Origin of the sequence: Rahnella sp. CJA17(1/100) (genome assembly GCF_963881615.1) — a bacterium.
In the GTDB taxonomy this organism is placed as follows: domain Bacteria; phylum Pseudomonadota; class Gammaproteobacteria; order Enterobacterales; family Enterobacteriaceae; genus Rahnella; species Rahnella aceris.
Genome location: NZ_CAWOJA010000008.1, coordinates 24,523 through 51,499 on the forward strand (window position 1 = coordinate 24,523; position 26,977 = coordinate 51,499).

18 protein-coding genes are annotated in these 26,977 nt (G+C 52.5%); 10 read left to right on the plus strand and 8 right to left on the minus strand.

Annotated elements, in window-relative coordinates:
- The first annotated feature begins 111 nt into the window (after positions 1-111).
- From AACU55_RS05005 to AACU55_RS05030, 6 genes are all read left to right on the plus strand, one after another.
- Entirely contained in the window at positions 112-1,743 is a 1,632-nt protein-coding gene (locus AACU55_RS05005) for a ShlB/FhaC/HecB family hemolysin secretion/activation protein (protein WP_167686167.1), read from the plus strand.
- A 12-nt stretch (positions 1,744-1,755) separates the two neighbouring features.
- Positions 1,756-10,587: a hemagglutinin repeat-containing protein gene (locus tag AACU55_RS05010; protein ID WP_167686168.1), complete on the plus strand. Its 8,832-nt coding sequence runs from the start codon at positions 1,756-1,758 to the stop codon at positions 10,585-10,587.
- A 236-nt stretch (positions 10,588-10,823) separates the two neighbouring features.
- Positions 10,824-11,825 (plus strand): VENN motif pre-toxin domain-containing protein, encoded by a 1,002-nt coding sequence (locus AACU55_RS05015; protein ID WP_339382225.1) that lies wholly within the window; start codon positions 10,824-10,826, stop codon positions 11,823-11,825.
- Positions 11,822-12,082 (plus strand): hypothetical protein, encoded by a 261-nt coding sequence (locus AACU55_RS05020; RefSeq protein WP_134706775.1) that lies wholly within the window; start codon positions 11,822-11,824, stop codon positions 12,080-12,082. Before AACU55_RS05015 ends, AACU55_RS05020 begins: the two co-directional genes overlap by 4 nt.
- Positions 12,083-12,245: 163 nt before the next feature.
- The gene (locus tag AACU55_RS05025; RefSeq protein ID WP_134706776.1) at positions 12,246-12,752 is read left to right on the plus strand and encodes a DUF2569 family protein; all 507 of its coding nucleotides are present in this window, start codon (positions 12,246-12,248) and stop codon (positions 12,750-12,752) included.
- 11 nt (positions 12,753-12,763) lie between these two features.
- Complete coding sequence (locus tag AACU55_RS05030) at positions 12,764-13,594, plus strand: VENN motif pre-toxin domain-containing protein (protein WP_240785681.1); 831 nt, start codon at positions 12,764-12,766, stop codon at positions 13,592-13,594.
- 306 nt (positions 13,595-13,900) lie between these two features.
- Here the strand turns inward: AACU55_RS05030 and yigL are convergent, their stop codons facing one another.
- The gene (gene yigL, locus AACU55_RS05035; protein WP_134706777.1) at positions 13,901-14,710 is read right to left on the minus strand and encodes a sugar/pyridoxal phosphate phosphatase YigL; all 810 of its coding nucleotides are present in this window, start codon (positions 14,708-14,710) and stop codon (positions 13,901-13,903) included.
- Positions 14,711-14,758: 48 nt separating this feature from the next.
- Positions 14,759-15,751 carry a lysophospholipase L2 gene (gene pldB, locus AACU55_RS05040; RefSeq protein ID WP_134706778.1) on the minus strand — a complete coding sequence of 331 codons (993 nt, stop codon included), beginning with the start codon at positions 15,749-15,751 and terminating at the stop codon, positions 14,759-14,761.
- Between the two features lie 122 nt (positions 15,752-15,873).
- Between pldB and rhtB the strand changes: the two genes are divergently transcribed.
- The gene (rhtB, locus tag AACU55_RS05045) at positions 15,874-16,494 is read left to right on the plus strand and encodes a homoserine/homoserine lactone efflux protein (protein WP_134706779.1); all 621 of its coding nucleotides are present in this window, start codon (positions 15,874-15,876) and stop codon (positions 16,492-16,494) included.
- A 64-nt stretch (positions 16,495-16,558) separates the two neighbouring features.
- Here rhtB and rhtC read toward each other — a convergent pair whose 3' ends face one another.
- From rhtC to pldA, 3 genes are all read right to left on the minus strand, one after another.
- A complete protein-coding gene (gene rhtC, locus AACU55_RS05050; protein ID WP_013577505.1) occupies positions 16,559-17,176 on the minus strand; it encodes a threonine export protein RhtC in 618 nt (205 codons plus the stop codon).
- A gap of 37 nt (positions 17,177-17,213) precedes the next feature.
- Positions 17,214-19,046 carry an ATP-dependent DNA helicase RecQ gene (gene recQ / locus AACU55_RS05055; protein ID WP_013577506.1) on the minus strand — a complete coding sequence of 611 codons (1,833 nt, stop codon included), beginning with the start codon at positions 19,044-19,046 and terminating at the stop codon, positions 17,214-17,216.
- A gap of 128 nt (positions 19,047-19,174) precedes the next feature.
- Entirely contained in the window at positions 19,175-20,053 is an 879-nt protein-coding gene (pldA, locus tag AACU55_RS05060; protein WP_013577507.1) for a phospholipase A, read from the minus strand.
- Positions 20,054-20,307: 254 nt separating this feature from the next.
- Here pldA and AACU55_RS05065 point away from each other — a divergent pair, with 254 nt between their 5' ends.
- Together AACU55_RS05065 and rarD are read left to right on the plus strand one after the other, a co-directional pair.
- Positions 20,308-20,790, plus strand: coding sequence for a thioesterase family protein (locus AACU55_RS05065; RefSeq protein WP_013577509.1), 483 nt, complete (start codon positions 20,308-20,310; stop codon positions 20,788-20,790).
- A gap of 48 nt (positions 20,791-20,838) precedes the next feature.
- Positions 20,839-21,753 carry an EamA family transporter RarD gene (gene rarD, locus AACU55_RS05070; RefSeq protein WP_134706780.1) on the plus strand — a complete coding sequence of 305 codons (915 nt, stop codon included), beginning with the start codon at positions 20,839-20,841 and terminating at the stop codon, positions 21,751-21,753.
- Here rarD and AACU55_RS05075 read toward each other — a convergent pair.
- Both AACU55_RS05075 and corA read right to left on the minus strand, forming a co-directional pair.
- The gene (locus AACU55_RS05075; RefSeq protein WP_369794807.1) at positions 21,718-22,785 is read right to left on the minus strand and encodes an AbrB family transcriptional regulator; all 1,068 of its coding nucleotides are present in this window, start codon (positions 22,783-22,785) and stop codon (positions 21,718-21,720) included. The genes rarD and AACU55_RS05075 overlap by 36 nt on opposite strands.
- A 6-nt stretch (positions 22,786-22,791) precedes the next feature.
- Positions 22,792-23,742 carry a magnesium/cobalt transporter CorA gene (corA, locus tag AACU55_RS05080; RefSeq protein ID WP_013577512.1) on the minus strand — a complete coding sequence of 317 codons (951 nt, stop codon included), beginning with the start codon at positions 23,740-23,742 and terminating at the stop codon, positions 22,792-22,794.
- 419 nt (positions 23,743-24,161) lie between these two features.
- On the opposite strand from corA, the gene AACU55_RS05085 reads away from it, so the two are divergent.
- Complete coding sequence (locus AACU55_RS05085; protein WP_037035466.1) at positions 24,162-24,638, plus strand: WbuC family cupin fold metalloprotein; 477 nt, start codon at positions 24,162-24,164, stop codon at positions 24,636-24,638.
- A 142-nt stretch (positions 24,639-24,780) separates the two neighbouring features.
- Here the strand turns inward: AACU55_RS05085 and uvrD are convergent, their stop codons facing one another.
- The gene (gene uvrD / locus AACU55_RS05090; protein ID WP_013577514.1) at positions 24,781-26,943 is read right to left on the minus strand and encodes a DNA helicase II; all 2,163 of its coding nucleotides are present in this window, start codon (positions 26,941-26,943) and stop codon (positions 24,781-24,783) included.
- Positions 26,944-26,977: the final 34 nt, after the last annotated feature.

Below are 26,977 nucleotides of genomic sequence, written 5' to 3' on the forward strand. Positions count from 1 at the left end.
ACACGAAACATCATATTAAAATCTGTATCAAAATATTACTTCATTAAGTATCCATGGGATAAATTTGTTTTGTGTAAATATTCATTCCTTAAATATATTCTGCCCATTTTAATGGCTGGCATCATTACATCCGGCGTTGCGGCCCCCCTGAATCCGGCAGACCGAGACCTGATCCGTCAGGAACAACAGGAATTATTAAGGCAAAGCCAGCAACAACGTGATGATCTACAACGCAGTTTTTCTCCCGTTTCACCCACCGAATCGCACATAGAAGAAAATAATGGCCCCTGCTTTTACATTCATAAAATATATATAAATAACGTAACACTTCTTTCTGATAAAAAACAACGCGAGATTAATAAACCTCATCTTAACCAATGTATTGGGATGAACGGGATTGCGGAGATAACCCGTCAAATCTCTGACTGGTATATTCACCAGGGATATATAACCAGCCGGGCTTTTATCACCGAACAGGATTTATCTCAGGGCGAATTACATATTTCGGTACTGGAAGGACGTCTTGAGAAAATTACCCTCGAAGGCATGTCAGCGACACAATTAAGAATGGCTTTCCCGGGACTGGAAGGCGGCATTCTTAACCTGCGTGACATCGAACAGGGTATGGAGCAAATCAACCGGTTGCGCAACGATCCGGTGCAAATAGAGATCCTTCCGGGCAAGAAATCAGGCTATTCCATTGTCAATCTCACCGCCTCGCCGGAATTCCCGCTCAGTTTCTCACTTAACTTTGATAACAGCGGGCAGAAAAGTACCGGTACAGGGCAATCTGGCGGCTCACTGACGGCCAATAATGTGCTGGGTATTGCGGATAAATGGTTCGTCAGCGGCGGGCGCAGCAGCGATTTTTCATCCACGCATGACGCACAAAATGTTCAGGCCGGGCTGAGCATTCCCTACGGTTATAACCTGTTTGATTACAGCTATAGCTGGAGCAACTACCTCAGCACCATTGACAACAATGGCTTTGGCTGGGCATCGACCGGCGACAGCATCAGCCACCGTTTTACCACCTCGCGGGTGTTATTCCGCGATGGCGATATCAAAACCGGTGCCTCCATCGGACTGACACATCAGATCAGCAATAACTATCTCAATGATGTGTTGCTCGACAGCAGCAGTCGCAAGCTGACCAGCCTGCTGTTTGGCCTCAACCACACGCAAAAAATCTTCGGTGGCGTCGCAACTTTCAACCCCACTTTCAGCCATGGCGTGTCCTGGCTGGGTGCGGAAGACGATAACGGCAAAAATGATGACTTGCCGAAAGCCGGATTTAAAAAATGGAGCCTGAACGGCAGCTTTCAGTTGCCGGTGGCTGAAGATTTATGGTGGCTGACCAGCGTCTACGGTCAGTGGTCGCCGGACAGGCTGTATGGCAGCGAGCGTCTGACCATCGGTGGCGAAAGCTCGGTACGCGGCTTTAAAGAGCAATATCTTTCCGGCGATAACGGCGGCTACTGGCGTAACGAGCTGAACTACAGACTGTTCACATTGCCGCTTATCGGCCAGGTCAGCAGCGTGGTCGCACTCGACGGTGGCTGGCTGCAAAAAGATAACAAAGACCCGTGGGCGTCCGGCACGTTGTGGGGAGCCGCTGTCGGGCTTTCTACCACAAACCGTCACTACTCCAGCCAGTTTACCGTGGGTACACCGTTGCAATATCCGGACTGGTTAGCGCCTGACCACCTCAGCATTTATTACCGCATCGCGTTTGTGATTTAAGGGAAAACGATTATGGATAATCATCAACAACCAATGTGTTTTGCTCAACGCATACTGAGTTATTTGATCTGTGGCTTGCTGGCAGGACAACCTGTTTTGCCGGTGTTTGCCGCACCGGCGCCTGCAAATAGTGCTACAGGTATCGATAAGGCCGGAAACGGTGTGCCGGTAGTGAATATCGCCACACCTAACGGAGCGGGGATTTCCCATAACCAGTTTCAAAATTACAACGTCGGTAAAGAGGGGCTGATCCTCAATAATGCCACCGGCCAGCTAAACCAAACGCAGTTAGGCGGGCTGATTCAGAACAACCCCAACCTGAAAGCAGGCCAGGAAGCGCGCGGCATTATTAACGAAGTGACGGGCGCGAACCGTTCACAACTGAACGGTTACACAGAAGTCGCAGGAAAAGCGGCCAACGTGATGGTTGCTAACCCGTATGGCATCACCTGTAACGGCTGCGGGTTTATCAATACACCGAACGCCACGCTCACCACGGGTAAACCGGTGTTCGATGCGAGTGGCAACTTACAATCCCTTGATGTCAAAAAAGGTTCCATCACCGTTGAAGGCCAGGGGTTGAATGCCAGCCAGTCGGATGCGTTGTCAATCATCTCGCGGGCCACCGAAGTGAATGCACAAATTCATGCTAACGCGCTGAACGTTATCGCCGGCGCTAACCGCGTGGATAAAAATGGCCGCGTAACCGCGATGGCCGGTGAAGGCGCAGCACCCGTGGTGGCGGTGGATACCGGCGCGCTCGGCGGCATGTACGCCAGTCGTATCCGCCTGATTTCCAGCGATAAAGGCGTGGGAGTTAACCTCGGCAACCTGAACGCCCGTCAGGGGGATATCACGCTGGATGCCAGCGGCAAACTCACCGTGCAAAACAGCCTTGCCAGCGGCAGCCTGAATGCCAGAGGGGAAAGCGTTACGCTGAGCGGTGAACATAAAGCCAGTGGCAGTATGAATGTCAGCGGGCAGGACATTGCACTTAACAACGGCACCTTTGCCAGCGACAACAATATCGTCCTGAACAGCGATGGCAAACTGACGTTAAGCAACAGCCGTTTGACTGCCGGAAACGACCTCAATCTCAACGCACAAGATTTAACACAGGATGACCGCAGCAGCGTCAATACGGCGCGTAATATTTCAGCACAGGTGGCGGGAACGATAACAAATCAGGGCCAGCTGATAGCCGGTAATAACGCCGCCATAAGCAGCGCTTCCCTGTCCAACAGCGGAAAAATTGCTGCCAAAGGCACTACCTCGATAAGTACCGTAAAAACACTGAGCAACGCAGCGGGTGGAGAAATTCTTTCTGATGAAGCGCTGGTTGTGTCTGCGGAAGATATCCGGCAAAACGGGACCTTATCAGGCAAAAAATCACTGGCAATAGATGGCCAGTCACTGACAACCGCAAAGGGTTCACTGTCGACCAGTCTGGGCAATGTTTCACTGAAAACCGGTGAAGCAAGTCTGGGCGGGGATGTTATCGCCCACGGCGATCTTAGGGTGCAGGCGAATAAACTGACCAGCCAGCGTGACGCGCAGCTCCAGTCTGATGGTACGCTCACGCTGACAGCCACGGATGCCACGCTTTATGGCACTCAGGTGGCACAGGGTGCACTCACGCTTACGGCACAGAATCTGATTCATGGCGGCGTAACCACTGCGGCGAATCTCACTGTAAACAGCGGACACTTTAATAACCTGAGTGACGGCTTGTTTTTAAGTCAGGGGCATCTGGATATCAGCGGGAATACCGTTCTCAATGCCGGACAGGTAATGGGGAACAGCCTGTCACTGACGTCCGCTACGTTCAGTAGTGATGGCCTGTGGCAAGGAACTTCTGCGCTGCACATGACGGCAGATGAACTGAGCACAGGCAGCACCAGCCGCACGCTGACGGCAGGCTCACTGACCCTGGATGCGGGTTTACTCAATACCGCAGGCACCCTGCAGGGACAAAATGTTGTTATCACCGCCCGTGACTGGACGAACACAGGTTCCCTGCTTGGGACGGATAAACTGGATGTTTCACTTACCGGCACACTGAGTAACGACGGTGACATCTTAAGCCAGGGCAACGCCAGCCTTGCCATGCAAAGCATCGCTAATCATGGCTCTCTGCTGAGTGCCGCAGATCTCACCCTGACGGGAGAGTCGCTTGATAACCGTGGCGCATTGCAGGGCAATAATCTGGTGATAAACGGCGCGTCGCTAAATAACAATGGCGACATTATCGGCGTCAACGGACTGGTAGTGGCGCTGACGAGGGCATTTATTCAGCAACAGGACAAAACGCTGTTAACAGGCGGAGCCCTGAGACTGAACGCGGCGACGGTCAATAATGCCGGGCAAATTCAGGGTACGGATATTGCGCTGATCAGCGATTCTGTCGACAACAGCGGGCGTATTCAGGGGAACAATGACCTCGCATTCACCGGTAATCTGACCAACCGCGCTGCCGGTATTGTCCTGAGCCAGAACACCCTGAACCTCACCACGCCAAATCTCGTGAACTACGGCCTGATTCAGGGCGGCGGCACGACACGTATTGATGCCTCAGCGTCCGCACGTAACGACGGTAAAATCCTCTCCGGCGGCGAACTCACGTTTAACACGGCGAGCCTGACCAACTACAACTGGCTACAGGCCACATCTCTGCTGCTGAATGCCGCTGCAATCGATAATTCAGGAACGGTGTTTAGCACCTCGAATCTGGCGGTTCATGCCGACCGGATTGAACACAGGGCCGCAGGTAAACTTTACAGCGGCGGTAACTTACTGCTGACCAGCGGCGTTTTCGAACAGTTGGGTCAGGTGGTTGCGCTGGGTAATTTAACCCTGAAATTAACCAGCGCTTTTACAGGAAAAAACGTGCTGGCGGCAGGCAACGTGCTGGATATCACCAGCAATGGCGCGATAAACAATCAGGGCGTGATGCAAGGCCAGGCGGTGAATATGACTGCCGGAACGACGCTCACTAATAACGGACAAATCACCACCGGCAGCGGTGCAAGCACCCTCTCAGCAGGCAGTATTTCGATGAACACCGCAGGCACATTACAGGCTGGTGGCGACGTGGTACTGAACAGCCGTGGGAATATTACGGTGGCCGGTTTTATCGGCACTGCGGGCTCACTGACCCTCAATGCCGCCAGCAGTATCCTCAATACCACCCTGCTGTATGCGGGCAACAATATGTATCTGCTGGCCAATACCATCCGCAATAACCACGGCGATATTCTGGCCGGTAACAGCCTGTGGATGCAGCGCGATATGGCGGGCAATGCGAACGCCGAAGTGGTGAATACTTCGGGGAATATCGAGACGGTAAATGGGGATATTACGGCATCAACGTCTTATTTCTACAACGGTTATGAAGATATTCAGGTTCAGCGTACCTTAGTCTCCGTAGAAGACGGCAATGTTATTACCCCCCTGCCTTACAATGGTGATTACTGGCTGAGAACGGACGATCGCGGTGAATATCTCATGGTTAACATGTTTTATGAACTGGAGCCAGTGCCGGAATATCGTTTGCGGGAAAGTGATAGTGAAACGGTTACAGTCAGTACTCGCGGTAATGTTGGACGCATTGTAAGCGGGCGCAACCTGTCTGTTTCGGCCTCGGTGCTTGAAAACCAGGCGGGGCTGCTCATGGCTGACGGGGATATTTCACTTCGCGGTGGAGAGCTGCGCAATCTGAGTTACCAGGCCGGAACCAGCGCCATAGAAACGATTTATACCCTCGACTACGCGGGTAATTACGCCATGGGCGCTTTTCAAATGTGGGGATATCGTAAGGGTGACCGTCTGGTTCTGGAGCCGGAGGGTCAACTCTATCGTGCGGTTATCCAGGCTGGCGGGAATATTATCGCCTCTTTCAGTAACGATATCAGCAATATAATACTCAACCCAAATACCCGGGGAGCGGGTAACATCATCACTGCCCCGACGCTAAATACACTCAGCCAGCCTGATGGCGTTCAGCAGCAAGATCTCGCCAACGCAGATAGCGCGGACATCACCTCGCCGCAATGGTACGACAGCCTCACCGATGCGCTTGCTCACATCGCCGGGGGCAACAGCTTGTATCCTCTGCCGTCGGATAATAATGGCTATTTTGTCCCTTCAACCGATGCGAACAGCCCGTATCTGATCACCACGAACCCGAAACTCGACGGGCTGGGGCAACTGGATCAAAGCCTGTTTGGCGACCTGTACGCATTAATGGGGATCCAACCCGGTACGGCTCCGCGTGAAACTAACAGCCAGTACACCGACCAGAATAAATTCCTCGGTTCGGCGTACTTCCTCGACAAACTTAACCTGCAGCCGGAATACGATTATCGCTTCCTCGGTGATGCGGCATTCGATACGCGCTACGTCAGCAACTTTATGCTCAACCAGACCGGCAGCCGCTATATCAGCGGCCTCGGTTCTGATCTCGAGCAGATGCAATACCTGATGGATAACGCGGCAGGTACGCAGCAGTCGCTTGGACTGGCCTTTGGTGTAGCGCTGACGGCTACGCAAATCGCCGCGCTCGACAGCAGTATCTTGTGGTGGGAATCCGCCAGCATCAACGGCCAGACGGTAATGGTGCCAAAAGTGTATCTGTCACCAAAAGACGTGACGGTGAATAACGGCAGCGTGATTGCTGGCAATAATGTCGGACTTTCAGGCGGCAGTGTCACCAATAGCGGCAGCACCCTCGCCGCAAACAATAACCTGTTTATCGGTAGTCAGAGCAGCATCAGCAACCTGAATGCTGGCCTGATGCAGGCAGGCAGTGCACTACAACTGGGCGCGCTGGGCGATATCAACAACATTGGATCCGCGATATCTGGCAAAACCGTCCAGCTTGAGAGCACAGGCGGCAGCATTAATAACATCACACAGACCGAACAACTGGTGGCAAGAGGCTCCGGTGCCCGGGGGGAATCTGACAGCTTTGCGGACACCTTTGTCAATCCGGTAGCGAGTATTACCGCACAGGATGGTATGAGTCTGGTCGCAGGCAAGGATATCAACATCGTCGGGGCAGACGTCGCCGCAGGCAAAAACCTCCTGATGCTGGCAGGCAATGATCTGAACCTGAATGCCATAGAAACCAGTCAGAGTGCCAGTCGTGGCAAAAGTGAAACCCACAGCACTGACAACGCCCGCACGACGATAACCGCAGGCGGCGATCTGACGCTGGTTGCCGGGCAGGATATCAACAGCCAGGCCGCAGGACTCGCCGCAGAAGGTGACGTGGCGATGCAGGCCGGTCGCGATGTGAATCTGATGGCGACAGAAACCACCGACGGCAGCAGCTACAAAGCGAAGAAAAAGGTCGAAATCAACGAATCGGTACGCCAGGACAGCACTGAAATCGTCAGCGGCGGCAACACCACAATCGTTGCCGGACGTGACGTCAACAGCGAAGCGGCACAGGTAATTGCCAGCGGCGATATCGGTATTGGCGCAGGCCGTGACATTAACCTCGAAACCGCCACTGAAAGTGATTACCACTTCAAAGAAGAAACCAAAACTAAAAAAGGGTTCATGAAAAAAACCACCACGCACACGGTGGAGGAAGACAGCGCAACCCGTGAAGCAGGCACCCTGCTCAGCGGCGATAACGTAACCCTCATCGCCGGAAATGATCTGCTGGTGAAAGGCTCAGCGGTGGTCGGCGACGGCAATGTCAGCCTGAATGCGGGCAACAATATCGACATCGTGGCGGCGACCAACACCGACTCAACATACCGTCTCAAAGAGAAGAAAAAGAGCGGCATGTTCAGCGGCGGCGGCATTGGCGTCACCATTGGCACCAGTAAATCACGCTATGAAATGAACGATGAAGGCACCACGCAGAGCCAGAGTTTCAGCACCGTCGGCTCGACGGGCGGCAACGTCAGCATTAACGCCGGTGCCCAGGCTCATATCGGTGGCGCAGATATTATCGCCGGGAAGGATTTAAGCATTAAAGGCGACAGCGTGCTGATTGAACCGGGCCGCGATGCGCGCACCCACGATGAATCGTTCGAGCAGAAACAGAGCGGGCTGACGATAGCGTTATCGGGTGCGGCAGGCAGTGCGGTAAACAGCGCGGTGTCGACGGTGCAGTCGGTGAGTGATGAAAGTGACGACCGGCTGGCGGCGCTGAAAATTGCACAAGGCGTGATGAGCGGCGTATCGACCGGTCAGGCGATGGAGCTGGCGCAGGCCACCACCGGCGATGCTTCCACGGCGTTTGGTATCAGCGCCTCGGTTGGCACGCAGTCGTCCAAATCCGAGAGCCACAGCGGGCAGAATACCGCCACGGGCAGCACGCTGACGGCGGGTGATAACCTGTCGATAACCGCGACGGGCGGCGATATCACCGCCGTCGGCAGCCAGATTAAAGCCGGGCTGGACGTGGCGCTGAACGCGGCAGACGACATCAACCTGATTTCCTCGCAGAACACCCAGTGGCTGGAAGGAGAAAACAGCAGCAGCGGCGGTGCCATAGGGATTGGCATCGGCATGGGCGAGAGCGGTGCCGGTATCAACATCTCCGCCAGCGGCAACGCCTCCAGAGGCAGCGAGTCGGGCAACGGCACGCAGCATAACGAAACCACCATCGACGCGGGCAACCGCATCAGCATTAACAGCGGCGACGACACAACGATTGCCGGTGCGCAGGTGAGCGGCAACAGCGTGGTGGCGGATATCGGCGGCGACCTGACCATCAGCAGCCTGCAGGACAGCGACTATTACGACAGCAGCCAGAAGAGCATCAGCGGCGGCGCCAGCTTCTCCTTCGGCACCATGACCGGTTCGGGCGGCATCAGTGCCAGTAACGACGGCATGGACAGCGACTACAACTCGGTCACTGAGCAGAGCGGTATTTTTGCCGGTGACGGCGGCTTTGATATCACGGTGGGCGGGCATACCCAGCTCGATGGCGCGGTGATTGCCAGCACAGGTTCTGCGGATAAAAACAGCCTCGACACCGGCACGTTAGGCTTCAGCGACATCGGCAATAAAGCGGAATACAGCACCGAACACCAGGGCGCAGGCATCAGCACCGGTGGGACTGTTGCAGAGAACTTTATCGGCAATATGGCGAACGGCGTGCTGGTGGGTGCAGGCGGTGAAGGTGAGGCATCAGGCACCACGAAAGCGGCGATTTCTGCGGGCACCATCAACATCCGCGATACCGAAAACCAGCAGCAGGACGTGGCGGATTTAAGCCGTGATGCGGAACATGCCAACGGCAGCATCAGCCCTATCTTTGATAAAGAGAAAGAGCAGAAGCGGCTGGAAATCGCGCAGGCGCTGGGGGACGCAGGCAGTCAGGCGGCAGATATTGCGCGGACGGCGGGTGAGATTAAAGCGATAAGTGCAGGCAAGACAGAGCTGGCAGAAAAAGGCATAACCCCGCCGGGCAAAGAAGGAACAAAAGAGCAATGGGATGCCTACACTGCGGCGCTGAAAGAGACCGGCAGCTACAAAGATACCCAGAAACAGTACGGTACCGGAAGTGATATCCAGCAAGGTATCAGCGCAGCGACGATGGCACTTCAGGGGCTGGCGGGCGGTGATATGGCAGCAGCACTGGCAGGCGGTGCGGCTCCGTATCTGGCGGAGCAAATCAAGAAACAGGTCGGCGAAGACAACGCTGCCGCCAATGCCATCGCCCACGCCATTGTCGGCGGTGTGATCGCAGAGCTACAGGGACGTGACGCCGCTGCGGGTGCGGCAGGTGCCGCTACCGGTGAGCTAATCGCCCAGGCACTTTATCCGGGCGTGAAACGCGAAGATCTGACGGAGAACGAAAAGCAGAAAATCGTGGCGCTGAGTACGTTAGCTGCGGGTCTGGCGGGTGGAATTGCGGGTGATGATACGGCGGGTGTTATTGCTGGGGCGCAGGGTGGGAAGAATACGGTTGAGAATAATTATCTGAGTTTTGATCAGGCGCGTGCGTTCGATAAGGAAATGACAGAGTGCAGGGCTTCTGGTCGTGATTGTTCAGACACCATCCGTAAATACGATGTGTTAAACAAAGAGAATCGAGCGGATATGCAGATACAGGTCGCAGAAGATCCATTAACGGCACTCGCTGGTCAAACTAAGTGGAATATTGAGGGTGGCCTTGCCGCAGGTGAGCGTCCTGACTGGCTATACGGATCATTGGAGAATGATGATGTCAAAATATATGTTCTGGATAATAATAGTTATGATTTGAATTATCTGAATGGCAACACCAACATGGGTAATAAAGGGCTGGCCTTCATAGGTGAACCTGAAAATTTCTGGGGTATAGTTGCTGGCGGTGGATCCTTATTTACATCCTCTGCAACCTTCGGAAATAAGTTGATCGGTGCAGGGTTGAGCTATGGAGCTAATGGCGGGGTTCAACTTCTGAATGGTAATACCGGTGATAAATTTGATTATCTGAGCTTTGTCACATCGGGAATTACTGGCGCTGCAGGGGTTGGTAAGTCACTGAACTCAAATTTAATGATTAATGTTGGTAACGCGTATTTTACCAGTCAGCTTTCAGGGCAGGATTCAAAGGCTGCCATGATGGGTGCAGCGGCAGGTACGGGTATTGGTTTTGGTATTGGTTCAGGTATTACTAATCAAATGGAAAGTCGGGCAATCAAAGATTACTTTGGTATGTCAGCCAGTAGTAATGCCCTTAAATATACAGAGAATACTTTTAGCTATGGATTGATTTTTAAAGGTGGGGAAATGAGTCCTCTTCCTGGGGTTTTTGGAGGAACAGCGGGTGCTTTCGGCCTAGAGTATAGCGGTTCGGTTATAAATCAAGAGATACTGAAGAGGAATAAGCAATGAAACATCCATTAACATTCCTACTGCTCATGATCTTTATTTGGTGTTTTATGATTTCTTGTATTGGTTTTTTCATTGAGTGGTTATTAACAGATAAAACAATTCTCCAGCTTAACTGGGTTCGCATTATTAAAAATGGAGGAGTGATAGGCTGTATGCTCGGTATAGGGAACTGGCTTATGTTTCGATTTAATTTACACCAACTCAGGTAAATATAAATACCTGCTTTGATCGAGATTTTGTCTGTAATCCAGCAAGGTATCACGCAGCAACTATGGCGCTTCAGGGACAGTACGGCTCCGTATCTGGCGGAGCAAATCAAGAAGCAGGTCGGCGAAGATAACGCTGCCGCCAATGCTATCGCCCATGCGATTGTCGGCGGTGTGATCGCAGAGCTACAGGGACGTGATGCCGCTGCGGGTGCGGCAGGTGCCGCTACCGGTGAGCTAATCGCCCAGGTGCTTTATCCGGGCGTGAAATGCGAAGATCTGACGGAGAACGAAAAGCAGAAAATCGTGGCGCTGAGTACGCTGGCTGCGGGGCTGGCGGGCGGAATTGCAGGTGATGATACAGAAAGTGCTGTTGCGGGTGGTCAGGCAGGTAAGAATGCGACGGAATACAATCACTTTAATCTGCCTTCAGGGATGATGGATTATATTGATACAGCAGGCTCATGGAATCAGTTTGCTGTAGATAATAATCTCTCGCCCGAGCAGACACAGGCAGGGCTGGATAAAATAGCGAAAGGGGATTTGCCGGAAGGGGCGAATATCACCAAAGCGATAGTCGAAGGCTATCAGGATGGCGTATTTATGGCCGGTGCGTTTTATCTTGGTCCGACAATAGCCATAGGAAAAGGCATTGCCGGTGCGGTGATTGGCGGAGGGGCTAATTCTGCATTCCAGTATATAAATATGGCACCCGATGGTGAGTTCAGTTATTACAGTGCAGCGGTTGCGGCAGGAGCAGGTTATCTGGCTCCGGGTTATAAAATCGGCGAAAATACGCTGATTAATATGGGCGGCGCATTTATGACGGATGGACCGAGTTTGTCTGGTCAGGGCGGAGCCATTGCGGGTTCTGTGTTCGGCGGGGGATTTGGGAAATATGCGCCGATCGGGGTTGGTAAGGTTATTGATGGTAATTTACCTGGGTTTATTTACGATGCAGGTGGAGCGTTTACATTTGAATATATAAACTCTGTAACGAAAGAAGTGATGATCAATAAGGATAATAAATGAAAAATAAATTAACAATTTCAACCCTTATCCTGATGACATTTTATTTTTTTATTTGCTTTTTATTTTTGGGGTTGCTTATTAGAATTACGATCGAATTTTATTATACTGGAACAGTAGATTTTAATTTAAATAAATTTATACATCTGGTTAAAATGAGTAGCGTTCCTAGTTTGTCAATAACTCTGGCAGCCTTCATCTTCAATAAAATCGATGAATACAATGGCCGCAAAAAGCCTCCAGTCGATAGTGATAAGTGATAAGTGATAAGTGATCCTTTAAGAGATCCTTTAAGAGATCCCGTCGATTTGGCCAGGATCTCTTATCAACCGGCCATGTGGAGTCATTGTCCAGAAGACCATCAAGAAATTTTCTAATGACTGAAATAATTTTACTTTTAACTACATAAAAAAGGATTTTTCTATGAAATGGACTTGTATTAAATGTGACGCACCAATATCTCAGCACAAGGAATACTGCCCTGCGTGTGAAGAAAAACGCTACAGAAAAATCGGTGGTTTTCTATTTATTCCACTTTTTAATTTATTTTATTTAGGTGTGGTTTATTTTATAAGTGCGGCAGGGAATATAATAATCATAAATGAAAGTTATACCATGATGATAAGCACTCATAAACTGTACTTCTTAATGGCATTAGTTGCTAATAGCGTACTGTTCTTTATGATTATCTATGTGATCTCCATTTTCTTAAGAAAGAAAAAATCACTCCCCAAACTTTTCATTTTTCTTATTATAAGCACTGTTGCCATACCCTGTTTAGACCAGATGAGCGCTGTTAATATTTTTGATGGATACAAAATTGGTTTTGAACAAATAATGCCAATAGTCAGGGCTTTAGTGTTCGCTATCATTTGGTCTTTATATTTTTTAAAGTCAGTCAGGGTTAAGAAAACTTTCATTTATTCATAGTGATTTAGTATATGTACTTAATTACAGATAATAATCCATTCCACCACGAGATGAACGAAGAAGGCACCACTCACAGTCAAAGTTTCAACACTTTGGACAGTGCGGTGACGACAGCACAGTCGGTGAGTGACGAAAGTGACGACCGGCTGGCGGGTGGTTTAACCGGAGACAGTACGGCAGACGGTATGACAGGCGCGATAGCAGGAAACACGACGGTGAACAACAACCTGTTAGGTGGTGGTACGGAAGTGGGACAAGAAGCGTGGATACGCCAGCACGGTATTGATATGGCAAGCTGCGAGTCAGCGCCTGGTTCAGCAAGTAGCCAGAAGGCGCTGAATGAACGGGATGCGGTGACTGGAGCGATGGCGACCGCAGGGCTGATTTATCTGCCGGGTGGCATGCAGGCGACAGGTGCTATTGGCGGCAGTGCGAATGCAGCAATCCAGTATGGCTTGAATGGTAAAACCAATCCTACAGATGTGCTTATAGCTACTTATGTGGGAGCATTTACGGCGAATACGGGGCTGTGGGGAACTGTGGGTTGGAATGCCGCAGGCGGTGCGACATCAAGTTATCTGAAGGGATATGATCCATTTAAGGGAGGGGCAATAAATGGCATAGCTTCAGGATTGGGCTATGGGGCCGGTAAGTTGGTTCAAGGGCCACTGGATAAGATAATTAACCAGAACTGGAGAAACTGGGAATGGACAGACATGGGGATGGGTATATCAAAACCCATGCGACTGGATCCATTACCAGGAACGGCAGGGAATATAACTGGCTCAGTGATAACTGAGTACAATAATGATCAAGCAGGGAAGAAGGTGGGAGGAAAATGAAGAAAATCTCTACCAAAAAATGGCTCATGATCTTTATTTATCTAATTTTTAGCTGTCCATTAGTTATTTTTGTTGCATCGTGTAGCACTTTACTATTGGGTGATTTATTTTTACTAATTATGTACGGTGACCCTATAGACTTTTTAGCAATTGATTTTCTCAAAATACTAAAGGCTAGTGTTGCAGGAGGAATAATTTGCGGTGCTGGCAGTTGGTGTATTTACTATTATCATTACAGGTCTTATAAGTGATTTGCAAGTGCAGATCCCAAAGCAGGGTAACACCCTGCTTTGGTTTTGCTGCGAATCAGCTTTCTTCGGCCAGATACATCTTACGCAGGTAATGCGGCACGGCATCGTCAGCATTGGATCCGATGATTTCTGCATCCGACATGGCAGCTTTCAGACGTGGCAATGAACCGCTCATCAGACAACCTTTACCGGCCATGCTCAGCATTTCCAGGTCATTCAGGCCATCACCAAAGGCGATGCAATCCTTCAGGGAATAACCCATCAGCTTGGAAACATATTCCAGCGCATGCCCTTTCGATACGCCGCCTGCCATCACTTCCAGACATACCGGCAGTGAGAAGCTGACATTCACACGGTCGCCCCAGCGCGCATTGATCGCTTCTTCCAGTGGCAACAGTTTTTCATGATCTTCACAGGTGAAATACACTTTGCAGATACCGTCAGTTTCCAGCAAACCCGGTTCATACAGTTTGTATTTGAAAACGGATTCGCGGAAAAAATCATCCTGATCGGCGCGGTCACGGTTCATGTACCAGTCATCGTTGCGATAAACGTTGGTCAGAATATCCGGATTGTTATGCATGATGCCGAACAGGTCTCTGGCGATGTCTTCATCCAGATTGTGCGAGAAAATCAGGTCACCGTCGGTGTTATGCACGCGCGCACCGTTGGAGGTGATCATGTACGCACTGATTTCCAGATTGTCGCGCATCTGCGCTACATCGATATGGTGACGCCCGGTGGCGAACACGAAATGCACGTCGCGCTGGGTCAGCAATTTCAGCGTCTCTTTGGCGAACGGGCTCAGGGTATGATCAGGTGATAGCAGCGTGCCATCTAAATCGGAAGCAACAACATGGTACATAGCGTTAGGTTCTAACCTCTGATGGAGTTGTGCGCGGCGAACCGCGGATTAATGCTGTCGCGCAAAAAAGCGCATGATAGCGTCCAGCGCCTGTGCCCTCAGGTCGTCCCGTTCAAACAGGATCTCATGGCGCGCGCCTTCAATGACCAGCGGTTTTTCCCCTTCACAAGGGTGTCCCGCAACGGCCATGGCCTGACAAAAAGCAAGATGGGACCGGTTATCCACCACACGGTCTTCGCTCGCCTGCAATAACAGAACAGGGGTGGTGATTTTTTCGGCTTCTTTCAGGATATGCATCCCCGCCTCAATCCCTTCACGTACCCAATGATAGGTTGGCCCGCCGACCTGCAGCTCAGGGTAATCGGCATAAAAACGCAGATTACGGCGATAACGCTCACGGCTGTGTGTCAGGCGGTTGACCACAAACGGTAATGGCCGCCAGTGACCGGTGCCCAGCGCATAGCCGTCACGGCGTAGCGGACGATTCTCCGCCCAGTTGAGGATCCGGCGGGAAATCCAGCCCGGCATGGGCAAATAAATGCCGGTCATCGGCGCGAGTAACGCCGCTGCATCAAACTTGCCCGGATTTTTCGCCAGAAACAGCGCCAGGATCGCACCGCCCATGGAGTGTGCCAGCGCGAACTTTTTCGCGTACTGACGTGGGGCAATCTCCAGCTGATAAAAGCTTTCGAAATCCTCAACATAATCGTCAAAATGCTTAACGTGGCCACAATGCGGATCGTCGAGCATACGCCCGGAACGCCCCTGACCACGGTGATCGACAATCATGACATCGTAGCCGCAATGGAATAAATCGTAGGCTACTTCAGGATATTTTACGTAGCTTTCTATACGACCCGGTGACACCACGATGACTTTATCATGCGCGGAGGAACAGAACCGGACATAGCGGATCGGGACATCGTCAACGCCGCTAAACTCGCCTTCTTCGCGCGTACGCCAGAAATCCAGCAAAGGTCCGGTCGCAAAGGCGGAAAACTCCTTCTCTCGTGTTAACCACTTCCCAAAATTCACAGGCATTCAATGATCCAAAGTCGTCAGGCAGGGAGGAGGAAAAGTGTTATTTGTGAGTTATAGCGCAATTATAAACAATGGCGTATTGTGCCATAAAACAACATAAAACGTATTCAGGGAGTCTCGCAATGACACTTGACTGGTGGTTAACCTACCTGCTCACCACTTCTATTTTAAGTTTATCCCCCGGTTCCGGCGCGATTAATACGATGAGTACGGGCATCAGCCACGGCTATCGCGGTGCGGTGGCGTCCATCGCCGGGTTACAGCTCGGTTTAACCATCCACATCGTGCTGGTCGGTATCGGGCTGGGCGCACTGATCTCATCATCGCTGATGGCCTTTGAAATTCTCAAATGGCTGGGTGCGGCGTACTTAATCTGGCTGGGTATTTGCCAGTGGCGTTCTGCCGGTGCGATTGATCTGAGCGCGCTCGCCAGCAGTATGCCACGTCGCCGTTTATTCAAACGCGCCATCCTGGTGAACCTGACCAATCCAAAAAGCATTGTGTTTCTGGCCGCGTTATTCCCGCAGTTTATCATTGCGCACCAACCTCAGGCTGCACAATACGTGGTACTGGGCGTGACCACCGTCGTTGTCGATATTATTGTGATGATCGGTTACGCCACGCTGGCCACGCGCATCGCCGGCTGGGTGAAAGCCCCGAAACAAATGCAGTTGCTGAACCGCATTTTCGGCTCGCTGTTTATGCTGGTGGGTGTGTTACTGGCAAGTGCGCGGAAGGTTTAACGCCGCAAAATGCAAAAAGGGTTCGGCATCAACCGAACCCTTTTTTATGCGCAAAATGCGTTGATTAACGATTCACGATAAGCGCAACACCAAAGCCTGCAAACACCACGCCTGCCACGCCATCGATCCATTTTGCTAAACGCTGATAGCCGCGACGCATTTTCGGCAGGGCAAAAACCAGCGCCACTAGCGAGAACCAGGCCAGGGTTTCCACCACAATCAGCAGAAATATACCCAGACGCTCGCCACCGCTGACACTGTCGCCAACGAACATAGAGAACACGCTGCCGAAGTAAATAACAGCTTTAGGATTCGAAAGATTGGTCAGCAGCCCGCGCATAAACGTGCGGCCACGGGCAGGCAGCGTTACAGGAGTGTCGTCGCCGTTTTGTTTTTTAGCACGTGCTGATTTCATCAACTGCCAGCCCATCCAGCACAGATAGAGGCCGCCACCGACGGTGATGATCTGATGCAGCCAGGCCATTTTTTGCAGAATTAAATGTAATCCCATCAGCGCAACCGCTGCCCACACCAGTACGCCGAGCGTAATACCAATCACGCCCATCATGGCTTCTTTACGCGACCGGCTGGCGGCGGTTTGTGAAACAAAGAAGAAGTCCGGCCCCGGACTCATCAGCGCGATCAGATGAACCATCGCAACCGTCAGGAATAGCATCAGCATGATTAACTCTCTGTGTTATGTGTAGGAAACAGAATTCTTATTCGTCGCCGTTATCGATGTGATCGCGGATCATCGCCATAAATGGCCTGCCGAATTTCTCCAGCTTACGCTGACCAACACCCGTGATGTCCAGCAAATCGCTCGCGCTGACGGGCAGATGTTCAGCCATTTCCAGCAGCGTCGTGTCGTTAAATACCACGTACGGCGGCACATTATTGTCATCCGCCAGTGACTTACGCAGTTTACGCAATTTAGCAAACAACTTACGATCGTAATTCCCGCCGTAAGTTTTCTGGCTGGCACTGCTTTTAATTTTGAGCGTCTGAATACGCGGCACGGCCAACTGCAACGGGATTTCGCCCCGTAAAACCGGACGCGCCGATTCCGTCAGTTGTAACGCCGAGTGCATGGCAATATTTTGCGTAATCAGCCCGAGGTGGATCAGCTGGCGTACCACGCTGGTCCAGTGTTCGTTGCTGTGTTCTTTGCCGATGCCGTACACAGTCAGCTTGTCGTGGCCGTATTCGCGGATACGCTGGTTGTTCGAACCGCGCAGCACTTCGACCACATACCCTAAGCCAAAACGTTGTCCGACGCGCGCAACGACCGACAACGCTTTCTGCGCATCCAGCAAACCGTCATAGCGTTTTGGCGGGTCAAGGCACACATCGCAGTTACCGCAGGCGTTCTGTTTGCCTTCACCGAAGTAATTGAGCAGCACCAGACGGCGGCAGGTTTGCGCTTCCGCAAACGCATTCATGGCATTCAGCTTATGGCGTTCAACATCCTGCTGAGCGCCCGCCGGTTTCTCTTCCAGACAGCGGCGCAGCCAGGCCATATCAGCCGGATCGTAAAGCAGCACCGCTTCGGCAGGCAGGCCGTCACGCCCTGCCCGGCCCGTTTCCTGATAATAAGACTCGATGGTGCGTGGAATATCAAAGTGCACCACAAAACGCACGTTAGGTTTGTTGATGCCCATCCCGAAGGCGACGGTGGCGACCACAATTTGCAGGTCGTCGCGCTGGAAACCTTCCTGCACGCGGGCGCGGGTGTCGTTATCCAGCCCGGCGTGATACGCGCCGACGCTCAGCCCGCGGCTTTGCAGACGGGCGGCTGTGTCTTCCACTTTGGCACGGCTGTTACAGTAAATAATGCCGCTTTTACCGCGCTGATCCTGCACAAAGCGGATCAGTTGATCGAGCGGCTTAAATTTTTCCACCAGCGTGTAACGGATATTCGGACGATCGAAACTGCTGACCTGAATCAGCGGATCGTTCAGTTCCAGCAGGCGGACGATATCGTTACGGGTGGCTTCATCGGCGGTCGCGGTCAGGGCGATCACCGGCAGTTGCGGATAACGCAGTTTCAGCTGGCCGAGCGCGCGATATTCCGGGCGGAAATCGTGGCCCCATTGGGAAATACAGTGGGCTTCATCCACGGCAAGCATCGCCGGATTCCACTGTTGCAGCTGCTCGAGGAAATCGCCCATCATCAGGCGTTCCGGCGCGATATACAGCATTTTGATACGTCCCGCACGGCAACCGGCCATCACTTCCAGCTGTTGCTCACGGGTTTGCGTTGAGTTCAGGCAACCGGCTTCAACGCCTGCGGCCATCAGCTGGTCGACCTGATCTTTCATCAGCGAGATGAGCGGCGAAACAACCAGCGTCAGGCCGTCCATCACCAGCGCGGGAATTTGATAGCACAGCGATTTACCGCCGCCTGTTGGCATCACTACCAGACAATCCCGGCCAGAAAGGGCGGTATTGATGATAGTTTGCTGGCCTGGTCTGAATTGCTGATAGCCGAAGGTATCGCGTAATACCTGATGAGCCAGCTCTTCTTTGTTTATCACTGCCGCCGTAGACACTCAATTCCCCAACTGTTCAAACCACCCGGCTAAGCCCTAAAGCCGCCGGGGCTGTACTGCACCGACATAATATACCCTAAATAATTCCGGGTGCGGCCAACGCAACTGCAACCAGAAGTATGGCGCAATTACATGATGTCGTTAAGCATGATACCCACACCGATACGGGTCTGCTTATGGTTGTAGTCGATCAATGACTCGCCGTAGCCGCTGAATACCTGAGTATAGAAGCGGACCTGTTTGGAAATCGGGTAGCTCCAGCCAGTCGTCGCACCGCCGTAACCGGTATTCCAGTTGTAACGGCTTTCCACGCTGAACACGCTGTCACCCCACGCATAACCGACTTTCAGGCGGTAATAACCCATGTATTTGTTGATGTCCGGGTTATCGTCGTTTTCATCGCTTTCAGGGATGCGGTACCACGGTTTTAAATCCACCTGCCAGTTACCGTTTTGCGCCATGAAACGGGCATACACGCGGTTCCAGCTGCGGGACGTCGGATCTGAGCGGCCGTTAGACTGATGACTGACACCATATTCTGCTTCGCGCAATGTCCAGCCGAGGAAATCGTAATCCGTTGCCCAGGCGAGGAAAAGCTGTGGCTCGTAGTTGGTCTCACGAAAAGGTGAAGACTCGCCGCTGTTGGAAAGCTGCCAGAATGATTTTTGCGTGTAAGACGCGCCGAGCACCGAGTTATCACCCGCAATTCCACGCCACAACGGGAACGCCAGGCTGAGCTGGAACTCAACTTCATCATGACGTGCTTTATCTGCCCAGTCGTAAGACTGAATGGCTTTCTTGTTGATATTGCTGGTATCAGTGTAAATCAGGTAGTTTTGTTCGTAAGGATATAATGTGAACGGGTTGTCGTGCTCCTGCAACATATTCGCAATAATACTTCCGCGTACCGCAGGTTTATCATGCACTTCCTGCACAGTGGCCTCTGCGGCGTGTCCCAGCATTGGCATCGCCAGCATGGCGGCTCCGACAGCCCAATTTTTACGCATTATTCCTTACCCTCACCCTAAAGTTATCGACTGATTATTTTTGAAAATATGCCGTCTGCCCGGCCAACCACGCGCTGACTAAAATCCGGAAATCTCAAAGCAGGGCATTTTACACACAAATACATTTCTAGATGAGTACTGAATACATTTATCCTTCGCTGTGTAGAAATCCTTCCTGCCCGCACCTAAAATCAACACTTCGTTAACTTTTTCGGCGAACATACTGTCCACTCGTTTTCGTCAGGAATTTATTCATGTCTGCTTCATCTCTCAGCCACGAGGCCGCCCTGCAACTGATCGGCAATATTTTCGTTTACGATATGCCGTTTAACCGCGAACTGGGCCTCGAGCTGAAACGTCTCGACTGCGACTACGCAGAGTTAAAATTTACCAACCAGACAAAACTGGTGGGCAATGCCGCACAAAAAATCCTGCACGGCGGCGTAATTGCTGCGGTGCTGGATGTCGCCGCCGGTCTGGTCTGTGTGACCAGTTCACTGATCCGCCGCGACAAACCTGATCACCCGTTACTGGAAGCCGAAATGCGTCAGCGTTTATCCAAAATGGGCACCATCGATTTACGCGTTGATTACCTGCGTCCGGGCCGTGGCGAGTATTTTATTGCCTCCGCCAGCCTGATCCGTGCCGGGAACAAAGTCTCCGTGGCGCGCGTGGATTTACACAGCGACACGGGCATTCACATCGCGACCACTACGGCGACCTATATGGTGGGCTGAGATCAGGTAAAATCCGCTTCTTTCCTTACTCTTTTTTCAGGTACCCACATGGACGCACACCGTACCCGGCAAGGTGTTATTTTTGCCTTTATCGCCTATCTGATCTGGGGGATCGCGCCGGCGTATTTCAAGCTCATCAAACAGGTTCCGGCGGATGAAATTCTGACTCACCGGGTGATCTGGTCTTTCTTCTTTATGTTAGTGCTGCTCTCCGTCAGCCGCAGCTGGGGCGATGTCCGCCGGGTATTGGCACAACCGAAGAAAATCGGCATGTTACTGATTACCGCCCTGCTTGTCGGTGGGAACTGGCTGATTTTTATTTGGGCAATTAATCATAATCACATTCTGGAAGCCAGCCTCGGCTACTTTATCAATCCGCTGGTGAATGTGGTGCTTGGCATGCTGTTTTTGCGTGAACGATTCCGAAGTTTGCAATGGTTCGCCGTGGCGCTGGCTTTCGCCGGGGTGCTGGTGCAGGTGTGGGTATTTGGTTCCGTGCCGGTCATCGCCATCGGGCTGTCCCTGACATTCGCCTTCTATGGCCTGCTGCGTAAAAAAATAGGCGTGGATTCGCAAACCGGGATGCTGATTGAAACCCTCTGGTTACTGCCGGTGGCCGGGATTTATCTGTTCTTTATTGCCCACAGCCAGACCAGCAATCTGGCAGCGAATCCGTGGTCTCTGGATTTATTGCTGATGGCGGCCGGGATTATCACCACCATTCCGCTACTGTTCTTTACCGCCGCCGCTGCCCGGCTGAAGCTCTCCACGATGGGCTTTTTCCAGTATCTCGGGCCAACGCTGATGTTCCTGCTGGCCGTGGTGTTTTACGGTGAAACCGTCAACACCTCACAACTTATCACCTTCGGCTTTATCTGGGTGGGACTGCTGTGCTTTATCGGCGATGCGCTCTATACGCAGGGCCGTTTACGACGAGGAAGAAGCGGACACAGCGCTGCGTGAGATAAAGCGCGCCATCGCGGGGCCAGTTGCCAGGATGGTGATCAGACGCAGCGTCTGCATCGCCATCACAAAACCTAAATCGGCGTGGCTGCCTGCCGCAATAATCGCCACGGTGTCCAGCCCGCCCGGGCTGGTCGCCAGATAAGCCGTCAGCATATCGACGTGCAAAAGTTTGGTCAGCACCCATGCCATGCCCCCGCAAATCAGCATCAGCCCGATAATCGAGGCAATCATCTGAGGCAGCGTACGTAAAGCCAGTTTGAAAATCGGACGTGTAAAGCGCAGCCCGACACTCCAGCCAATCAGCGTGTACGCTATCGCCAGCAGCCATTCCGGCACTTCTAAGGTCACCGTTCCGGTGGAATGCAAAACCGCGCCGACAATGGCCGGAAGCAGCAGCGCGCCGGAAGGGATACGCAGGCGCGGCCCCAGCCAGACACCGGCTACTGCCAGAAATAGCGTGGCAAAGAAACGCCAGGTGAGCGGCGGAAACCAGACCACTGCCGCCGCCAGCGATGCGCTGTCGCCCATAGCCATACGCGCAACAAATGCGGCAGCCGTGGCAACAAACAACACGCGCAGATACTGCATAAACGCCACCAGACGGACATCCGCACCGAAATCACCGGCCATCGCGACCATGGCGCTGGCACCGCCAGGTGATGAACCCCACGCGCCGGTCGGGCCGGGTAACTGGCTAAAACGTACCAGCAACCAGCCGGAAAGTCCGCTGGCAAGCAGTGTCGCCACCAGCACCATCAGCACCAGCGGCCAGTCATTGAGTAACGGCGGCAGAATCGAGGGCGACAGACTTTGCGCGATCATACAGCCCAAAATGCCCTGCGATATTTTGAAGAACAGCGGATGAATACGCACGCTGGCACCCAATAAACCCATGACGACGCCGACAATCATCGGCCCGAGCAGGAGCGCAGCGGGAACGTGGAAGGTCTGAAAAATAATGCCCAGAATCAGTGAGGAAACGACGAGGATAAACCACTGCCCCGCCGGAACCATCCTTTCCATCAGCATGGTCGGTTATAACCAGTTTTTACGTTTGAAGTACAGGTAAGGCGCCAGCCCGGCGAGGATCATCAGCGCAATCGCGCCCGGATAACCGAATGACCATTTCAGTTCCGGCATGAATTCAAAGTTCATCCCGTAACTGGAAGCCACCAGCGTTGGCGGCAGGAACACCACCGAAACCACCGAGAAAATCTTAATAATGCGGTTCTGTTCGATGTTAATAAAACCCATCGCCGCCTGCATCAGAAAGTTAACTTTCTGGAACAGGGATTCGTTGTGTGGCAACAGGGATTCGATATCGCGTAATACTTCACGCGCCTGCTCAAGCTGACCTGCGGGTAAACGAGCCTTACGCACCAGGAAATTCAGCGCGCGCTGGGTATCCATCAGACATAAACGCACTTTCCAGCCGATATCTTCCAGTTCTGCCAGCGTGGAAAGTGCAGCATCGTATTCGTCGCCCTGATGCCCTTCCATGATCACCCGGCTGAGTTTTTCCAGATCACTGTAGATATTTTCAATTTCATCCGCCAGTTGCTCTATTTTAGTTTCGAACAAATCCAGCAGCAGTTCATAGGCGTTGCCGTCAACCAGCGTCTGGTTGCGGGCACGCATACGGTAGAGACGAAATGCCGGTAATTCGCGCTCACGCAGGGTATACAGACGACCTTCGCGCACGGTAAATGCCACGGTGCTGTTGCCGGCATGATCTTCGGCATCTTCATAGTAAAAGAAGGAGTGAATGTGCAGGCCGTCTTCATCTTCAAAGAAACGTGCAGAAGCTTCGATGTCGTCCAGTTCAGGACGTGTCGCCAGGCTTTGCCCTAATTCACTTTGAACGCGCTCACGCTCCAGCTCGTCAGGTTCGACCAAATCCACCCACAATGAGGTTTTGAGATCGTCTGACTCGTCCAGCTCTAAACGGGATAAGCGGCTGTTTTCTAATTTAAAAGCACTCAGCATGTGCCCGTTCTCCCAAAAATGACAGAAAGTGGACAACGCGTTGAAGCACAGAAAATCACGGGGTGAGAATTGTCACCGGCGTAATTCAGACCAAATTCAGATCTGACTCACAGCGACAGAACGGGGGTCGCTGACAACCACTAAGGCCATCAGCAAAGAGGAGGGCCTTAGAAGTGGTACCTAATGAACAGGTTATTGAGCCAGTATCTACTGGGTGTGTCCAAGGCGAAGTTCCTCATTGATAATAGTGCGCGCATGTTACGCCGGGAATAAAAAGACTGTCAACCGCGAACAAATCTATTCTGGCAACATTTATGCATAAATTTCAGGCTGGCCTGATAACCTTACCGGCTTATCGGATGGCGCTTTTTTGGCTACACTCAATGCCCTGATCTCCCCTCACTTTTCAGATACCCAAAATGATTAAGCAGATAAACCAAGATACGTTATGCGACCTGATCACCAAGGCGGCGCATTCACCGCGACTGCGTCAAAATCTGAATATGCATCCGGCGCCTGAAGATGACGTTCAGCGTCTGGCCATCGCCATGGAACCCGGCACTTATGTGCGCATTCACCGCCATCCACACACCTGGGAAATGCTGACCGCGCTGCGTGGTCGCTTTCTGGTACTGATTTACGATAACAGCGGCGAAGTCACCGACCGCCTGTGGCTCGGCGCAGAAACCCGTCTGCTGGAAATCCCGGCCAATACCTGGCACAGCGTGCTATCTCTCGACGAAGGCGGCGTGATTTTTGAAGTGAAACACGGTGCGTATCAGCCAGTTCAGGAACAGGATTATCTGCCAGGCACCCCGCCGGAAGGCGAAGCAGGCGTAAAAGAAACGCTGGAATGGTATGCGAAAGCCGAAGTGGGTGAAACTTTTAGCCTCTGACCTTTCGGCTCCTCCCCCTGCGAAGGGGGAGGATGGGAGGGGGTTTTACAGACAAAACAGGAGATTAAGCGCGCTTAAACGTTGGTTTTTGACCTTAATACCCCACCCCAACCCTCCCCTTCGCAGGGGAGGGAGTTAAAAATCAGACTGCTTCGAGGCGAGCGTAGGCGGCGACGAGCCACTTAATCCCTTCGCCCGGGAACGCCACTTGTAACCGGCTGTGTTCGCCGCTGCCTTCCATATTGACGATAGTACCTTCGCCGAATTTAGGATGCACAACGCGCTGGCCGAGTTTGAAGCCGGTGTCGCTGACGCTGGTTGGCGTGCCGACGCTGCGGTTGCTCATCGGGCGTGACACACTGGCGCGCATCCTGACTTCTTCGACACAATCTTCCGGCAGTTCGCCGACAAAACGTGACGGGCGATGAGACACTTCTTTGCCGTATAAACGGCGGGTTTCCGCGTAGGTCAGGGTCAATTTTTGCATAGCGCGGGTGACGCCGACATAGGCCAGACGGCGTTCTTCTTCCAGACGTCCGCCTTCTTCCAGCGACATCTGGCTCGGGAACATGCCCTCTTCCATGCCGACGATAAACACCTGCGGGAACTCCAGCCCTTTCGCCGAGTGTAGTGTCATTAACTGCGTCGCATCCTGATTGGCATCCGCCTGCCCTTCGCCCGCTTCCAGCGCGGCATGCGACAGAAACGCCTGCAGCGGCATCAGATCTTCGTCTTCATCCTGATAGCTGAACTGGCGTGTTGCTGTCACCAGTTCCTCTAAGTTTTCGATTCGCGCCTGCCCTTTTTCGCCTTTTTCCTGCTCATACATGATGAACAGGCCGGAATCTTTAATCACCCGGTCAGTCTGCACGTGCAGCGGCATATCTGAGGTTTCATGCGCCAGTGCGTCAACCAGTTCGGTGAAGCGTTGCAGTGAAGATGCCGCACGACCTGCCAGCACTTTTTCCTGCAACAGCGCGCGGGTGGCCTGCCACATGGTCATCTGACGATCACGTGCTGTCTGGCGCACCACATCCAGCGTGCGGTCGCCGATGCCGCGCGTCGGTGTGTTCACCACGCGCTCAAAAGCGGCATCGTCATTGCGGTTCGACATCAATCGCAGATACGCCAGCGCATCTTTGATTTCCTGACGGTCGAAGAACCGCTGACCGCCATAAATACGGTATGGCATCGCCATCTGCAATAAGGCTTCTTCCAGCACACGCGACTGGGCGTTGCTGCGGTAAAGAATGGCGCAATCTTTCAGCGCACCGCCGTTGTCCTGCCAGGTTTTGATGCGGTTAACCACAAAGCGCGATTCATCCAGTTCGTTGAACGCGCAATAGAGTGAAATCGGTTCGCCTTCGCCGTCCTCGGTCCACAGGTTCTTACCCATACGGCCATTGTTGTTTTCAATCAGTGAGTTGGCGGCTTTCAGGATAGTGCTGGTTGAACGGTAGTTCTGCTCCAGACGGATGGTTTGTGCATTCGGGAAATCTTTCAGGAAGCGCTGGATGTTTTCAACCTGCGCACCGCGCCAGCCGTAAATCGACTGGTCATCATCACCCACGATCATCACATTATTGTTGTCACCTGCCAGCAGGCGGATCCACGCGTACTGAATGCTGTTGGTGTCCTGGAATTCGTCCACCATCAGGTTGGTAAAACGTTCGCGGTAATGCTGCAAAATATGTGGCTTGTTCAGCCAGAGTTCGTGGGCGCGCAGCAATAACTCAGCAAAATCCACCAGCCCGGCACGATCACAAGCTTCCTGATAGGCCTGATAAATGCGTAACCAGGTCGCTTCAACGGGATTGTTGTAGGTTTCGACATGCTGCGGGCGCAGACCTTCGTCTTTTTTGCCGTTGATGTACCACATCGCCTGACGCGGGGGCCATTGTTTATCGTCGATGTTCAGGGCTTTGATCAGGCGTTTGATCAGACGTATCTGGTCATCACTGTCGAGGATCTGGAAATCCTGTGGCAAATTGGCGTCTAAATGGTGTGCACGCAGCAAACGGTGCGCGAGGCCGTGGAAGGTACCAATCCACATGCCGCCCTGACTGGTGCCGATCAGCTGGTCGATACGGTGGCGCATTTCTGCCGCCGCTTTATTGGTAAATGTGACGGCCATAATAGAATACGGCGAGCACTTTTCTACCGCCAGCAACCACGCAATGCGGTGAACCAGCACGCGGGTTTTGCCACTGCCTGCCCCGGCCAGCACCAACAGATTGCTGCGCGGCGCGGCCACGGCTTCACGTTGTTTTTCATTCAGGCTGTCGAGCAGGTCAGAAACGTCCATAGGCACCGTTTGTCAGATGAGAAAAGCACTCACG